Origin of the sequence: Streptomyces sp. NBC_01092, from assembly GCF_045039535.1 — a bacterium.
Taxonomy (GTDB): domain Bacteria; phylum Actinomycetota; class Actinomycetes; order Streptomycetales; family Streptomycetaceae; genus Streptomyces.
Genome location: NZ_CP108659.1, coordinates 9,641,087 through 9,655,316 on the forward strand (window position 1 = coordinate 9,641,087; position 14,230 = coordinate 9,655,316).

The 14,230-nt window shown below is 71.3% G+C and carries 12 protein-coding genes and 2 pseudogenes; 10 read left to right on the plus strand and 4 right to left on the minus strand.

The window, feature by feature from the left end:
• Nucleotides 1–135: 135 nt before the first annotated feature.
• From OG254_RS43615 to OG254_RS43625, 3 genes are all read right to left on the minus strand, one after another.
• Entirely contained in the window at nucleotides 136–237 is a 102-nt protein-coding gene (locus OG254_RS43615) for a putative leader peptide (protein ID WP_351187250.1), read from the minus strand.
• An 85-nt stretch (nucleotides 238–322) separates the two neighbouring features.
• A complete protein-coding gene (locus OG254_RS43620) occupies nucleotides 323–2,284 on the minus strand; it encodes an FAD/NAD(P)-binding protein (protein ID WP_405593289.1) in 1,962 nt (653 codons plus the stop codon).
• Nucleotides 2,281–3,021: an amino acid ABC transporter permease gene (locus tag OG254_RS43625; RefSeq protein WP_405595549.1), complete on the minus strand. Its 741-nt coding sequence runs from the start codon at nucleotides 3,019–3,021 to the stop codon at nucleotides 2,281–2,283. Before OG254_RS43625 ends, OG254_RS43620 begins: the two co-directional genes overlap by 4 nt.
• Nucleotides 3,022–3,818: 797 nt before the next feature.
• Between OG254_RS43625 and OG254_RS43630 the strand changes: the two genes are divergently transcribed.
• The 5 genes from OG254_RS43630 (at nucleotide 3,819) to OG254_RS43650 (ending at nucleotide 8,617) form a co-directional block, all read left to right on the plus strand.
• A complete protein-coding gene (locus OG254_RS43630) occupies nucleotides 3,819–4,955 on the plus strand; it encodes an LLM class flavin-dependent oxidoreductase (RefSeq protein WP_405593290.1) in 1,137 nt (378 codons plus the stop codon).
• Nucleotides 4,952–5,467, plus strand: a complete 516-nt coding sequence (locus tag OG254_RS43635; protein WP_405593291.1) for a GNAT family N-acetyltransferase — start codon at nucleotides 4,952–4,954, stop codon at nucleotides 5,465–5,467. The genes OG254_RS43630 and OG254_RS43635 overlap by 4 nt, the downstream gene beginning before the upstream one ends.
• 8 nt (nucleotides 5,468–5,475) lie before the next feature.
• A complete protein-coding gene (locus tag OG254_RS43640) occupies nucleotides 5,476–6,420 on the plus strand; it encodes an ABC transporter substrate-binding protein (RefSeq protein WP_405593292.1) in 945 nt (314 codons plus the stop codon).
• A gap of 8 nt (nucleotides 6,421–6,428) precedes the next feature.
• Nucleotides 6,429–7,193 carry an amino acid ABC transporter ATP-binding protein gene (locus OG254_RS43645; protein WP_405595551.1) on the plus strand — a complete coding sequence of 255 codons (765 nt, stop codon included), beginning with the start codon at nucleotides 6,429–6,431 and terminating at the stop codon, nucleotides 7,191–7,193.
• Nucleotides 7,194–7,327: 134 nt separating this feature from the next.
• Entirely contained in the window at nucleotides 7,328–8,617 is a 1,290-nt protein-coding gene (locus tag OG254_RS43650) for a sulfite oxidase (RefSeq protein ID WP_405593293.1), read from the plus strand.
• Here OG254_RS43650 and OG254_RS43655 read toward each other — a convergent pair.
• Nucleotides 8,618–9,576 (minus strand): annotated as a pseudogene (locus OG254_RS43655) (LysR family transcriptional regulator).
• Between the two features lie 137 nt (nucleotides 9,577–9,713).
• Between OG254_RS43655 and OG254_RS43660 the strand changes: the two are divergent.
• From OG254_RS43660 to OG254_RS43680, 5 genes and pseudogenes are all read left to right on the plus strand, one after another.
• Nucleotides 9,714–9,794 (plus strand): putative leader peptide, encoded by an 81-nt coding sequence (locus tag OG254_RS43660; RefSeq protein ID WP_351187348.1) that lies wholly within the window; start codon nucleotides 9,714–9,716, stop codon nucleotides 9,792–9,794.
• Between the two features lie 190 nt (nucleotides 9,795–9,984).
• Nucleotides 9,985–11,150, plus strand: a pseudogene (sfnG, locus tag OG254_RS43665) (dimethylsulfone monooxygenase SfnG).
• 47 nt (nucleotides 11,151–11,197) lie between these two features.
• A complete protein-coding gene (gene ssuE, locus OG254_RS43670) occupies nucleotides 11,198–11,755 on the plus strand; it encodes an NADPH-dependent FMN reductase (RefSeq protein WP_405593294.1) in 558 nt (185 codons plus the stop codon).
• Complete coding sequence (locus tag OG254_RS43675) at nucleotides 11,752–12,948, plus strand: SfnB family sulfur acquisition oxidoreductase (RefSeq protein ID WP_405593295.1); 1,197 nt, start codon at nucleotides 11,752–11,754, stop codon at nucleotides 12,946–12,948. Before ssuE ends, OG254_RS43675 begins: the two co-directional genes overlap by 4 nt.
• A 26-nt stretch (nucleotides 12,949–12,974) precedes the next feature.
• A complete protein-coding gene (locus tag OG254_RS43680) occupies nucleotides 12,975–14,138 on the plus strand; it encodes an LLM class flavin-dependent oxidoreductase (RefSeq protein ID WP_405593296.1) in 1,164 nt (387 codons plus the stop codon).
• The last annotated feature ends 92 nt before the right edge of the window (nucleotides 14,139–14,230 follow it).

The window sequence follows — 14,230 nt, forward strand, 5'->3', positions numbered from 1 at the left end:
GTGATCAGGGAGATGCGGCGACGGAGCGTGGAGCCCGTCGGTGTGCACCGGCACACCACTCGCCCGCCGTCCGGATGGGGCGGCAGGGGAGCGCAGCGGTGTGGGGGGATGCGTGGGGGGTTTGCGCGCAGAGGCTCAGACGAGGCGACAGATGGCGCTGGACGTACGGCCGAGGTCGATGTGGCGGCGTGACGTCAGAAGAGGCAGCGACAGATCTGCGTGGTCGCGCGTTCTCATGGCCACCCCACCCCACAGATTCCTAGTTTTCCTACCTGGTTGATGGGGATCGTGGCAGAAGGTTGCGCCCACCCCAAGGGGCTGATCACATAGTGGACAGTGTCATCTTATTATTTGGGACGCGCGAGGTCAGGGCATGCAGCAGTGCACGCGCCACCGCGTCGTTCTGCCGGAAGGCGGGCGCGTTGGTCCGCGGGCGCGCGAACGCGGCGACGGCCCGGCTGTTGGTCGGGGCGCCGAGGGCGATACGGCGGGGATGGGCGCCGCCCAGCGACGGGTCGACGACGTGGCCGTCGGTGGGGGAGACGGCGAGCAGACCGGAGCGGTGCGTGTGGGTGGGGTCGGCGATGATCTCCTCGGTGAGGGCGCCGGCCCGGTGCAGGTCACGCAGGAGCGGATCCTCCGTGCGGTCGAGGGAGGCGCCGGGCAGATACGCCTCGATCAGGGCGGTGGCGTGGACGGTGTGCCCGGGCACCGTGGGACCGGTCGCGGTGAAGGTGCCGGTGTCCTCGTCGGTGCCGATCCGGACGCCGGCGCCCAGGAAGCGGACGATCCCGGCCCGGGACAGGGCCAGCAGCTGGCGCAGCCGGAAGCCGGGCGGGCCGGAGGCCAGGAAGCTGAAGAACCCGTGCCACCAGCCGTCGAGCTGCTCGGCGACGGACCGCGCGGTCAGCAGGCCCGCCGCGACCAGCCGGGGCAGCTGCCCGTAGACGGAGAGCAGGGCGAGGAAAGCCCCCAGGTCGGCGCTGAACTCCGGGTCCTCGCGGCGGGCGACATCCTGGGCGATGTGCTCCTGCAGGTGATCCTGGAACGCCTCCGGCGTCGGGAAGGCGAGGCCGTCCAGCGGATGGTCCAGGGCCTCGAAGTCCAGACGGTCCGCCGGATCCGGTACGGCCGTGGCGACGAGCCCGGCCATCTCCTCGGCGTACCAGTCGAGACGGTCGTACGCGGCCACGAAGTCCGGCCAGGGGAGGGCGGTGCGCTCGGGATGGGCGTGGAAGAGCTCGTGGTAGTGCCCGAACCCGATCTCCTTCGCCATCAGCGGCCACACATCGCGCCGCAGATCCAGCGCGCGCCCCTCGGCGAGCAGCGCGTCGACCGCCTCGGGCCCGAAGTGGCGCGGCAACGGTGGCCGGGGGCCCTGGAGTTGATAGCGGGTCTTGGAGTGGTACGGCACTCCCCGCCGCGATCCGACGTGCAGGACGGGCTCGCGGCCGGACGGGAGGTAGGTCAGGGTGCCGTCGGCCTCGGTGCGGAAGGCGCCGCCGCGGCCCTCGGTGAGCATCGCCATCAGGTCGATGAAGGCGAGCCCGAATCCGCGCAGGACGACCGGCTCTCCGGGGCGCAGGGCCGCCAGGTCGGTGTCCGCCGAGAACTCCGGCGGGAGGTGGAAGCGGCCGTGCCGGCGGGCGAAGGCGGCGTGCTCAAGGTGCTCGGCGGCGGGGGTGGAGCCGAGGTGCCCCTGGGCGAGCACCACCAGGTCCGCGGTGAGCGGGGTGGCGCGGTCGGCGAGGTGCACCTGTTGCGGGCCGTCCGGCGGACCGGTGAGCGCGGTCGCGGTGGCGCGGTGCCACTCGACCGTGACGGTGGGCGGCAGCTCGGCCAGCGCCCTGCGGAACACCCAGTCCAGATAGGCGCTCTGGGCACGCCGGGTGGGGAAGTCGCTCCCGGCCAGCGAGCGCAGCTCGGCGAGCACGTCCGGGTCGGCGGGCTCGGCGTACGGGGCGTGGCGCGGGCCCGTGCCGGAGAACTGCGCGGACCACTCGGCGAGCGAGGGTCCCGGCCGTACCGGTCCCTCGATGGTCGACGACTCGTCGGTGAACATGGTGACGTCCTCGGCCATCGAGTTCATCCGCAGCAGCGCCGACTGCTCCTGGCGCCAGATCCGTCCCGGGCCGGGCGGGTGCGGGTCGATCAGGTGGATCCGCAACTCCCTTGCCCCGTCCCACAGTTCGGGAGCATTGGCGGCGATGCGCTCCAGGAGACCCGTGGCACGCGGACCCGCGCCGACGACGACCAGGACGGCCGTGCCAGGGGTGCCGCTCACCGGTCACCGCCGATCGCCGGGCGGGCGTCGGACGCCGTCGCCGCGCTCAGCCGGAGGCGTACGGCGGTGAGGTGGCCGCGCAGCCGCTGGAGCGGAGTGGGCGGCAGGGCACGGGAGTTGCCGCGCGCGTAGTACCGCTCGACGTAGAACTGGCCGGCGCTCAGCACCGTGGTGACCGCGATGTACCACAGGGTGGCGACCATCAGCAGCGGGATGATCTGGTAGGTCTGGTTGTAGATCAGCTGCACCGAGTACAGCAGGTCGTGCACGGCCAGCACGCTGACGATGCTGGTGCCCTTGAGGGTGCCGATCAGCATGTTCCCGGCCGTCGGCACGATGGAGCGCATCGCCTGGGGGACCACGATCCGGCGCAGGGTGCGGCGTCTGCTCAGGCCCAGTGCCTGGGCCGCCTCGGTCTGCCCGGAGTCCACGGAGAGGATGCCGCCGCGCACCACCTCGGCGGCGTAGGCGGACTCGTGCAGGGTCAGGCCGATGACGGCGGTGAGGGTCGGACCGAGCAGGTTGACCGTCTTGACGGTGAGGAACTGCGGGCCGAAGGGGATGCCGAGGCCGAGCGTCGGATACAGGGCGCCGATGTTGAACCAGAACAGCAGCTGCACCAGCAGCGGAGTGGACCGGAAGATCCACACATAGCCCCAACTCAGCGTGCGCAGCACCGGGTTGGCGGACAGCCGCATGACCGCGAGCAGGGTGCCGAGCAGAAAGCCGAGCACCATCACCACGGCGGTCAGCCACAGCGACAGCAGCAGTCCGTCGAGCACGGCGGAGGTGGTGAAGTACCGGCCCACCACGCCCCACTGGAAGGCGTCGTTGCGGATCACCGAGTTGAGCACCATCGCGAAGACCAGCAGGGCGACGGCGCCGGTCAGCCACCGTCCGGCGTGCCGGCGCGGCACGATCCGCGGTGGGTCGGTGGCGCGTACGGGGGGACTCTTCGTTGCACGGCTGGACGTGAGGTCGGGCGACGTGACCATGGGGAGGCTCTCCGGGGGAGGGAACGCAGGCGTGGGTGACCCCAGTGGCACTCGGTGCGGCCGGGGTTCGGCGTCGTCACGCTCGCCGCGTCCCTCAACGCGGCCGGAGAGGCAGCCGCACAACGCGGAGCCGGTCCGCCGTCGATCGTATGTGCCCATGGCAGCCACGTGTCAACAGCGCGCTGCGCGGTCCTGTTCGAGCCGGTCCGGGATCCGGGCGCTGCTTGACGGGACGCGTGATGTCCTGCTCAATTGGTCCCATGAATGCCCAGCAGCGCTTGGTCACGCGCGATCACATCGACTTCTGTCGAGTGTGCTCCGCCGCGTGTTGCGCCTGACTCGGCAGCGGGCCCTCTGACCGGCCCTTCCCTCCCTCGGTGACCCCGTCGCGGGCCGAGTCCTCCCTTCGTGCGCTGCCGTAAGCACCGTCTTCCGACGCCTGGCGTCATCACGCATCTGATGGACCGTCATTCCTGCCTGTGCGCAGGGCGGTTGAGTCATGCCCGCCCACGCGCCGCACTGCCCGAAAGGTCACCTCCATGCCCGTGGAGTTCCTCGGCATCGCCGCCACCAGCGACGGCTCCGAAACCACGCCGCGTTCCGGCGCCGCCTTCAACAAGGACTACACGCTCCGGCTCGCCCGGGCGCACGAGGACCACGGCTGGGACCGGGTGCTGTTCGCCTACGGCTCCGGATCGCCGGACCCCGCACCGGCCGCCGCGTACATCGCGAGCAGGCTGGACCACCTCCAGATCCTGCTCGCCCACCGGCCCAACGTCTCCTACCCCACCTTCGCCGCCAAGACCTTCGCCACCCTCGACCAGATCAGCGAAGGCCGGCTGACGGTGCACTTCATCACCGGCGGCAACGACCACGAGCAGGGCCGCGAGGGCGACACCCTCACCAAGGACGAGCGCTACGCCCGCACCCTCGAGTACATCCGCATCGTCAAGAAGATCTGGACCACCCACGAGCCCTTCGACCACGAGGGCGAGCACTACCGCTTCCACGACTTCGTCAGCGACGTCTTCCCCGTCCAACAGCCCCGCCCCGGCGTGTCGTTCGGCGGATCCTCGCCCGCCGCGTACGCCGCCGGAGGCGCCGAGGCCGACATCTGCTGCCTGTGGGGCGAGCCGCTCGCGAAGACCGCCGAGCAGATCGAGAACGTGAAGGCCGCCGCGAAGGCCGCGGGCCGCACCGACGTCCCTCGCATCCAGGTCGCCTTCCGCCCGATCATCGCCCCGACGGAGGAGCTGGCCTGGGAGAAGGCCCACCGCACGGTCGGCGCGATCAAGGCGCGCAGGGAGCGGGGCGAGGCGATCACCAAGCGCCACAACGGGCACGTGCAGCCCCAGAACACCGGCTCGCAGCGGCTCATCGCCATCGCCGAGGCCGGCGAGCGCTACGACCGCGCCCTGTGGACCCCGACCGCCGCCGCAACCGGTGGCGCGGGCAACTCCAACGCCCTGGTCGGCACCCCGGAGACGGTCGCCCAGGCGCTCCTCGACTACTACGACCTCGGCGTCGACATCCTCTCCGCGCGCGGCTACGACCTGCTGGACGACGCCGTCGACTTCGGCCGGTACGTGATCCCGATCGTCCGCGAGGAGGTCGCCAAGCGCGACGCCGAGCGGGCCGCACGCGGGACGCAGACGCTCGCGGCGGTGAACGGATGACCTCCGCGCCCGAGTTGACGGTCATTCACGTCCCCGTCGCCGACCCACGTGTCAGACCCCTGCTGAGCGAACTGGGCCACGAGTACTCCACGCGCTACGGCAAGGACGCGCACGCCGAGATCTCCCGCTACCCCGACGAGGAGTTCACCGAAGCGCACGGCGGCCTGCTCCTGCTGCTGCTGGAGCACGGCGAGCCGGTGGCGGGCGGCGCCTTCCGCCGCTACGACGCCGACACGGCCGAACTGAAGCGGATCTGGACCCACTCCGCCCACCGCCGACGCGGCCTCGCCCGCCGTGTCGTAGCCGAGCTGGAGCGCGAGGCGGGCACCCGCGGCTACCGGCGCGTCTACCTCACCACCGGGCCGCGCCAGCCCGAGGCCCGCGGCCTGTATCTCGCCACCGGCTACACGGCGCTGTTCGACACGGAGGCCGACCCGGAGACGATCGGCCCGCTGCCCTTCGAGAAGCACCTCGCAGCGCGGGGACACACGGGAAAGGCCCCCGACCAGTGAACATCCGCATGATCAGAACCCGTCTGCGCGCCACCGCCGCCCTTGCGCTGCTCCCGCTGCTGGCCCTGACCGCCTGCGGCTCCGGCGACACCGACGGTACGGCGGCGGTGGGCGCCCAGGCCTCACCCGCGCCGACCGACGACCCGGTCGCCTCCGTGCGCAAGGTCGACTCCGCCGCCGCCCTGCTCCCCGCCGACGTACGCAAGGCGGGCACGCTGCGCGTCGGCAGTTCGATCGGGTTCCCGCCCGGGGCGTATTACCCGGGAGGCACGGACAAGGCGCCCGCCGGACAGGACATCGACCTCGCCGACGCCGTCGCCAAGGTGCTGGGCGTGAAGCTGGAGCGCCAGGACGCCTCCTTCGAGACGATCCTGCCCGCGCTCGGCAGCGGCAAGTACGACTTCGGCACCGGCAACTTCGGCGTCACGAGCGAGCGCCTCAAGACCATCGACTTCGTCACCTACGTCAACGACGGCCAGGGCTTCGCGGTGAAGAAGGGCAACACCGAGCTGAAGGGGAAGGTCACCGACCTCACCCAGCTGTGCGGGCTGACCATCGGCACCGGCGCCGGCACCACCTTCGAGGCGACCCTCAGCGCGCAGAAGGGCGTGTGCGCGAAGGCGGGCAAGAAGCCGTACGACGTGAAGGTCTACTCGGAGAACGCGGCCACCCTCACCGCGCTCCAGCAGGGCCGTATTGACGTGATCATGTCGACCATCAACGGCCTGCGGTACCAGGCCGCGCAGCCCGCCTCCCAGACGGCGTTCCTGGGCGAGTTCCACCGCCTCGACGTCGGCTTCGCCTTCAAGAAGGGCTCGCCGCTCACCAAGGCGTTCCAGGCGGCCGTCAACGAGCTGATCGAGGACGGCACCTACGCTCGGATCCTGAAGAAGTGGGGCACCGACCTCTCCGCGATCGACGCGTCGCGGATCAACCCGCCCGAGCACACATGAGCGACGTCATGGCCGACGTCATGGTCGACGTCCACGGCGCCCACAAGAGCTTCGGCTCGCTGGAGGTGCTGCGCGGCGTCGACCTGCAGGTCCGGGCCGGCGAGGTCACCGTGATCCTCGGCCCCTCCGGCTCCGGGAAGTCCACGCTGCTGCGCACCATCAACCACCTGGAGAAGGTCAACCGCGGCTGGATCAGCATCGACGGCGAACTCATCGGCTACCGCCGCGTGGGGAACAAGCTGCACGAGCTGAAGGAGAAGGAGGTTCTGCGGCAGCGCACCCACATCGGGTTCGTCTTCCAGAACTTCAACCTCTTCCCGCATCTGACCGTGCTGGACAACCTCGTCGAGGCCCCCGTCTCCGCGCTGCGCCAACCGCGCAGGGAGGCGGAGGAGACGGCCCGCCGGCTCCTCGACCGGGTCGGCCTCTCCGACAAGGCGGACGCCTATCCACGGCAGCTCTCCGGCGGCCAGCAGCAGCGCGTGGCCATCGCCCGCGCGCTCGCCCTGGCACCGAAGGTGCTGCTCTTCGACGAGCCCACCTCGGCGCTGGACCCGGAGCTGGTCGGTGAAGTCCTCGATGTCATCAAGGACTTGGCCGGCACGGGCACCACCATGATCGTCGTGACCCATGAGATCGGCTTCGCGCGCGAGGTCGCCGACACGGTGGTGTTCATGGACGACGGTGTCGTCGTGGAACAGGGACCACCGGCTGCCGTCCTGGACAACCCGCGCCAGGAGCGAACCCGCGCCTTCCTGTCGAAGGTTCTCTGACCGGGCGACCGAGCGAGTCGGCAGTGGATTTCGGTCAACAGCCCGACCGTCTCGCGCCGTTGTGACCACAGCCCGGCTCACACTGTTGACCTCTCTGCCCAGGCCCGGCCCCACCCCGACGACGAGGACCCGTCATGACCGCATCCGCAGCGCCTTCCACCCGTCCCACGACCCGCGTCGACGAGAGCGCCTACGACCGCCGCCGGCTGCGACAGTGGCTCGCCGGGGATGCCAGAGCGGACGGGGTCAGCCGGCGCCGGTTGCTCACCCTGCTCGCCGCCACGGCGGCCGCGACCGCGCTCCCCGCACCCGGCCCCGCCCGTGCCGCGGACACCCCGATCGTCAAGCCGCTGCCGCCCGAGTGGTTCATCCAGCGCGGCACCAACGCCGAGACCCGCTGGGAGGCCCTGCGCGGAACGGGCCACCACACGCCCAACGAGCTGTTCTTCGTCCGCAACCACACCACCACCCCCGTGCTGGACGCCGCCGACTGGCGACTGCGGCTGTGGGGCAGCGGGCTGCGCGGCGCCCCCGGCGAGGACAAGCCGGTGGAGTTCGGATACGACGATCTGCGCGCCCTGCCCTCCGTCACCCGGACCGCGTTCGTCGAGTGCGCCGGAAACGGCCGTAGCCACTACACGACCCAGCAGGGCGAGACGGTCACCGGCACCGCCTGGACGCTGGGCGCGATCGGCGTCGCCCGCTGGCGCGGGGTGCGCCTGGCCGACGTCCTGCGCAGGGCGGGACTGTCCCCGTACGCCGTGGACGTGCAGCCGCGTGGCCTGGACGCCGAGTACGTCAGCGGCGGGGAGAGCCTCGGCCGGGTGCGGCGTCCGCTACCGCTGGCCAAGGCGCTGGACGACGTGCTGCTCGCGTACGAGATGAACGGCGAGCCGCTGCCGTACGACCACGGGTACCCGGTGCGGATGGTGGTGCCCTCGTGGGTGGGGATCTCGTCGATCAAGTGGGTCGGCGACATCGAGGTGTCCGCGCAGCCGCTGTTCTCACCGTGGAACACCACCTTCTACCGGCTGTACGGCCCCTCCTACCCGCAGGAGGGCAGCGCTCCGCTGACCCGGCAGACGCTCAAGAGCGCCTTCGAGCTGGCGAGCGGCGCCACGTTCCCGGTGGGGGAGGGCCAGGTGCTGCACGGCCGGTCCTGGTCGGGCGCGGGCGCCGTCGCACGGGTCGACGTCAGCACCGACGGCGGCGCGAGCTGGCGCAGGGCCCGGCTGCACGACCGGCCCCGTGCCGACACCTGGACCCGCTGGTCCATCCCCTGGAAGCCCGCGACACCCGGCACCACCCACCTCCTCGCCCGCGCCACCGACACCGCCGGCCGCCGCCAGCCGGACGTCTCCGTGCCCAACACGCAGGGCTATCTCTTCGACGCGGTGGTGCGGCATCCGGTGACCGTGGTCTGATCAGGCATCCTCGCTGCCCGAAGGGGCGTCGTACGCACGGGCGTTGCGCACGAACAGCTCGTGCAGATCGCGTACCGCCCGGGGGACGGAGCCGGAGTCCCGGCGCTGGAGGACCAGCAGCACCTCGGTCGCGTCCCCCGCGAGCGGCCGCACGGTGATCGCGCCCCGCCGCGAGCGCAGCGAATGGGGGTCCCCCGGCCGAAGGCTGGGGGAGGGTCGCCGAGGACGCTGAAGTCGGGCAGCACCGTGGCCCCGAGTCCCTCGGCGACCATCAGCTTGCCCATCTCGGCGCCGTCGGTGGAGTACGAGAAGGATGGCGTACGGCCGCCCAGCAGCCGGTGCAGGAAGCGGTGCATGACATAGCCGGATCGCATCACGACCAGCGGCTCGGCCAGCAGGCTGTCCGCGTCCACCATGTCCAGGGCCGCCAACGGACTGTCGGAGCGCACGCACACCACCGGCCGGCCGCGCAGCAGCTCGGTCGTCTCGAAGCCGGGCGGCAGGTCGTCGCCCCCGAGGTAGTTCACCAGCCCCAGATCGAACGCGCCCTCCAGCAGCCCGCGATGGATCTCCGACTGCTGGGCGCCGACCAGCTCGACCTGGGTGAGCGGGTGCGAGCCCCGGAACTCCCGCACCGTCGGGATGACCAGGGGCACGGTGGCCGTGTTGACCGTGCCGAGCCGGACCATGCGGCTGATGCGGTGCTGGTCACCGGCCGCGCCCCGCAGCCGGTCGACCGCGTCCAGCACGCTCATGATGTGCGGCAGCAGCTCCCGGCCCTCGTCGCTGATCTTCGCCCCGGACCGCTTGCGCTCCAGCAGGTCCACACCGAGCTCGCGCTCCAGGTTGCGCACGGTCTCGCTGAGCGCGGGCTGGGACAGATGCAGTTCCTCGGCGGCCCGCCGCAGCGATCCCAACCGGGTGACGGCGGCGATGTATTCGAGCTGTTCAATACGCACGACAGGAGACTGCTGCCCGCCGAGCGCCGGGTTCAAGGGAATCCCTGTCACAACCTCGTGAATACCGACGCTCAGCATGTGGAATCCCCTCCGGGCATTCTTGACCGGTCGGACTCCCCGCTGCTTTGATCGAAGGCATGAAGCGACAGGACCTCACGCGGCGACGCCACGTCGACCTCGCGCGTGTCTCCAGTTCCTGCTGTCGCTGTCGGATCTGAGCGCACCCGAGGGAAACCCTCGCACTCGCGCCGTTCTCCCCTCGCGAATTCCACTGCCGGCCGTTTTCCACGGTGATTTCGGCTTTCCCGGGAACGTCGTCCCCGCACGTCCGAATCCCGATCACTGAACACGTTTCCCTGTCACGCACGTGCCCTTTCTGTGCGTGCGCAGTCCTGCCAGGAGTTCCCCATGCCCGTACCGCCCGGATCCGACCCCGTCCGCTTCGCCTACTGGGTGCCGAACGTCAGCGGCGGCCTGGTCACCAGCACCATCGAGCAGCGCACCGACTCGGGCTACGACTACAACCGCGAACTGGCCGTCCTCGCCGAGAACAACGGCTTCGACTACGCCCTCAGCCAGGTCCGCTACATGGCCGGCTACGGCGCCGAGTTCCAGCACGAGTCGACCGGCTTCAGCCTCGCCCTGCTCCTCGCCACCCAGCGGCTCAAGGTCATCGCCGCCGTCCACCCCGGTCTGTGGCACCCGGGCGTCCTCGCCAAACTCGGCGCCACCGCCGACCACCTGTCGAACGGCCGCTTCGCCGTCAACGTCGTCAGCGGCTGGTTCAAGGGCGAGTTCACCGCCCTCGGCGAGCCCTGGCTGGAGCACGACGAACTCCCCCAAGTTCTCGGCTTCGCTCGAACAGGGGGTACCCCCATCCGCCGCTCGGAGGAGTTCATCCACGCCCTGCGCCAGATCTGGACCAGGACCACACCGAACTCGCCGGTGACTTCTACCGGTTGCGCGACTTCTCCCTCAAGCCCAAGACGCTCAACACCCCCGAGCGACCGCACCCGGAGATCTTCCAGGGCGGCAACTCCACCGCCGCCCGCGCCATGGCGGGCCGTGTCTCCGACTGGTACTTCAGCAACGGCAAGGACTTCGACGGCGTCACCGAGCAGATCGCCGACGTCCGCGCGTCCGCCGCCCAAGTGGGCCGCAGCGCACCGAAGTTCGGCCTCAACGGCTTCCTCATCGCCCGGGACACCGAGGCCGAGGCCCGCGACACGCTCCGCGAGATCGTCGCCAAGGCCGACACGCCGGCCGTCCACGGCTTCCGCGACGCCGTCCAGCAGGCGGGCCCGTCCACCGCCGACGGCAAGGGCATGTGGCAGGACTCCAGTTTCGACGACCTGGTCCAGTACAACGACGGCTTCCGCACCGGCCTGATCGGCACCCCCGAGCAGATCGCCGAGCGGATCGTCGCCTACAAGCGCCTCGGCGTCGACCTCTTCCTCCTCGGCTTCCTGCACTACCTGGAGGAGGTCGAGTACTTCGGCAAGCGGGTGCTGCCGCTCGTCCGCGAACTGGAGGCCCGGGCCGCCGAGTCCGAGCCGATCGCCGCCCGAGCCTGACCCACGCTCAGCCACCCGCATCCGACACGCCCCGAAAGGTCCTCACCATGGCCACCGTCCTCTCCGTCTCCGGAAGTCCCTCCGCCACCTCCCGCACCGCCCGGCTGCTGCGCCACCTGGACGACCGGCTCGCCGCCCAGGGCCACGACGTGATCCCGCTCGACGTCCGCACGCTCCCGCCCGAGGCCCTGCTCCACGCGGACTTCGGCCACCCGGCGATCGTCGAGGCCACCGCCCTGGTCGAGCGCGCCGACGGGGTCGTGATCGGCACGCCCGTCTACAAGGCCGCCTACTCCGGCCTGCTGAAGTCGCTGCTGGACCTGCTCCCGCAGTACGCGCTCGCGGGCAAGACCGTCCTTCCGCTGGCCACCGGCGGCACCAACGCCCACGTCCTGGCCATCGACTACGCCCTGCGCCCGGTGCTGAACTCCATGGGCCCCGCCCACATCACGCCGGGCTGGTTCACCCTCGACAAGGACATCAGTGTGGGCGACGACGGCACCCTGACCGTCGCACCGGCCGCCGCCGAGGCCCTGGCCCATGTCACCGACCAGTTCTCGATCGCCCTCGGGGGGCGCCCGACCCTGCTGGCGGCCACCGGATGAGCGCCGCGACGGTGATCGCCGACGACGCCGAGGCCCTCGCCGTCGCCATCGAACTGGCCGCGGAGTTCCGCAAGGACGCCGCCGAGCGGGACGCTCAGCGCCGACTGCCGCACACGGAACTCCAGCGGCTGTCCGCCTCCGGGCTGCTCGGGGTGACGGTGCCGGCGGAGTTCGGCGGCGCGGACGTCGGTACGGAGACACTCGCCGAGATCTTCCGGCTGCTGGCCTCGGCCGACGCGAGCCTCGCCCAGATCCCGCAGAGCCACTTCGTGTACGTGGGCGTGTTGCGCCGGCAGGGGACGCGGGAGCAGCGGGGGTTCTTCTTCGGTGAGGTGCTCGCGGGCAAGCGGTTCGGCAACGCCCAGTCTGAGGCCGGGACCAGCCACGTCCAGGACATCCGCACACGGCTCGCGCTGCGCCCGGACGGGTCGTACGTCCTGAACGGCGTCAAGCACTACTCGACCGGCGCCCTGTTCGCCGACTGGATCCCCGTCCTCGCCCGCGCGGACGACGACAACCTGCACGTGGCGTACGTACCGCGAGACGCGCCCGGCGTGACGGTCGTGGACGACTGGGACGGCATGGGGCAGCGCACCACCGCCAGCGGAACCGTCCGCCTGGAGTCGGTGCCCGTGCCCGCTGACCGGGTGGTGCCGCACCACCTCACCTTCCAGGGACCTCAACTCCACGGCGCCGTAGCTCAGTTGCTGCACGCCGCCATCGACGCGGGGATCGCCTCCGGCGCGTTGGCCGAGGCCGTGGAGTTCGTTCGCAGCAGGAGCCGTCCCTGGTTCGAGAGCGTCGGTGAAGGACACGCGACCGCCGCCGAGGACCCCCTGCTGATCCAGCGGTTCGGTGAACTGGCGATCCGGGTACGGGCCGCCGACTCCCTGCTCGCCGCCGCGGCGCGGTCCGTCGACGCCGCCCGCGCCGACCTGACCGACGACTCGGCCGCCGAGGCCTCGATCGCCGTGGCCGCCGCCAAGGTGACCGCGGCCCAGACGGCCGTCGAGATCGGCAGCGCCCTCTTCGAGGTCGCCGGCACCCGGTCCGCGCTCGACTCCCTGGGCCTGCACCGCCATTGGCGCGACGCACGCACCCACACCCTGCACGACCCGGCGCGCTGGAAGGTCCAGCACATCGGCCGCTACGTGCTGCGCGGCGTCAAGCCGCCCCGGCACGGACTGCTGTGACGAACGACCCCGAACGGAGAGCCCCCATGTCCCTCACCTTCCACTGGTTCCTGCCCACCAACGGCGACAGCCGCGATGTCGTCGGCGGCGGTCACGGCACCCCCGCCACGGTGTCCGGCCGTGACCGGCCGCCGACGGTCGCCTACCTCAGCCAGATCGCCCGTGCCGCCGAGGACCTGGGCTTCGTCGGCGCCCTCACTCCGACGGGCGCCTGGTGCGAGGACGCGTGGCTGACCACGGCGATGGTCGCCCAGCACACCGAGCGGCTGAAGTTCCTGGTCGCCTTCCGGCCCGGCTTCGTCTCGCCGACGCTCGCCGCGCAGATGGCGTCCACCTTCCAGCGGCAGACCGGCGGACGGCTGCTGCTGAACGTGGTGACGGGCGGGGAGGGGCACGAGCAGCGGGCCTACGGCGACTTCCTCGACAAGGACGACCGTTACCGCCGTACCGGTGAATTCCTCCAGATCGTGCGGGGGCTGTGGGAGGGCAGGACCGTCGACCTGGTCGGCGAGCACCTCCAGGTCGAGGACGCGAAGCTGGCCCGGGTGCCCGACCCGGTCCCCGAGGTGTACTTCGGCGGTTCCTCGCCCATCGCCGGGGAGATCGCCGCCCGCCATGTCGACGTCTATCTCACCTGGGGCGAGCCGCCGGCCGCCGTCGCGGAGAAGATCGCCTGGATCCGGGCACTGGCCGAGAAGGAGGGCCGCAGCGTCCGCTTCGGCATCCGGCTGCACGTCATCACGCGGGACACGGCCGAGCAGGCCTGGGCGGAGGCCCGCCGGCTGCTGGCCGGGTTCGACACGGAGACCGTACGGGCCGTACAGGCCGGTCTCGCCCGCAGCGAGTCCGAGGGGCAGCAGCGCATGCTCGCGCTGCACGGCGGCAGCTCCGACGACCTGGAGATCCACCCGAACCTGTGGGCCGGCATCGGGCTGGTGCGGGGCGGCGCGGGCACGGCACTGGTCGGCAGTCACGACGAGGTCGCCGAGCGGATCGCCGAGTACCACCGGCTGGGGATCGACGAGTTCGTGCTCTCCGGGTACCCGCACCTGGAGGAGGCGTACTGGTTCGGCGAGGGCGTGCTGCCGCGGTTGGAGGGGCGTGGGCTGTGGACGCATCCGTTCCGCGGCGCGGCGGCCGCACCGGCCGTGGCCCAGATTCCCTTCGCGGGGGCCGGCAGCCGGGGGTGACTTCACCGTGCCCGACCGTGTCCGGCCTCGCGAACCGGCCGGTCGGGAGCGGGAATCGGCCACACCGCACACCCATTCCCTAGATTTCCTAT

Bases quoted from the DNA above. Each gene is read 5' to 3' on its own strand.
- OG254_RS43660 (WP_351187348.1), top strand. From the start codon at position 9,714: ATGAAGCGACAGGACCTCACGCGGCGACGCCACGTCGACCTCGCGCGT.
- OG254_RS43680 (WP_405593296.1), top strand. From the start codon at position 12,975: ATGTCCCTCACCTTCCACTGGTTCCTGCCCACCAACGGCGACAGCCGC.
- OG254_RS43645 (WP_405595551.1), top strand. From the start codon at position 6,429: ATGGCCGACGTCATGGTCGACGTCCACGGCGCCCACAAGAGCTTCGGC.
- OG254_RS43650 (WP_405593293.1), top strand. From the start codon at position 7,328: ATGACCGCATCCGCAGCGCCTTCCACCCGTCCCACGACCCGCGTCGAC.
- OG254_RS43615 (WP_351187250.1), bottom strand. From the start codon at position 237: ATGAGAACGCGCGACCACGCAGATCTGTCGCTGCCTCTTCTGACGTCA.
- OG254_RS43675 (WP_405593295.1), top strand. From the start codon at position 11,752: ATGAGCGCCGCGACGGTGATCGCCGACGACGCCGAGGCCCTCGCCGTC.
- OG254_RS43640 (WP_405593292.1), top strand. From the start codon at position 5,476: ATGATCAGAACCCGTCTGCGCGCCACCGCCGCCCTTGCGCTGCTCCCG.
- ssuE (WP_405593294.1), top strand. From the start codon at position 11,198: ATGGCCACCGTCCTCTCCGTCTCCGGAAGTCCCTCCGCCACCTCCCGC.
- OG254_RS43635 (WP_405593291.1), top strand. From the start codon at position 4,952: ATGACCTCCGCGCCCGAGTTGACGGTCATTCACGTCCCCGTCGCCGAC.
- OG254_RS43625 (WP_405595549.1), bottom strand. From the start codon at position 3,021: ATGGTGCTCGGCTTTCTGCTCGGCACCCTGCTCGCGGTCATGCGGCTG.
- OG254_RS43630 (WP_405593290.1), top strand. From the start codon at position 3,819: ATGCCCGTGGAGTTCCTCGGCATCGCCGCCACCAGCGACGGCTCCGAA.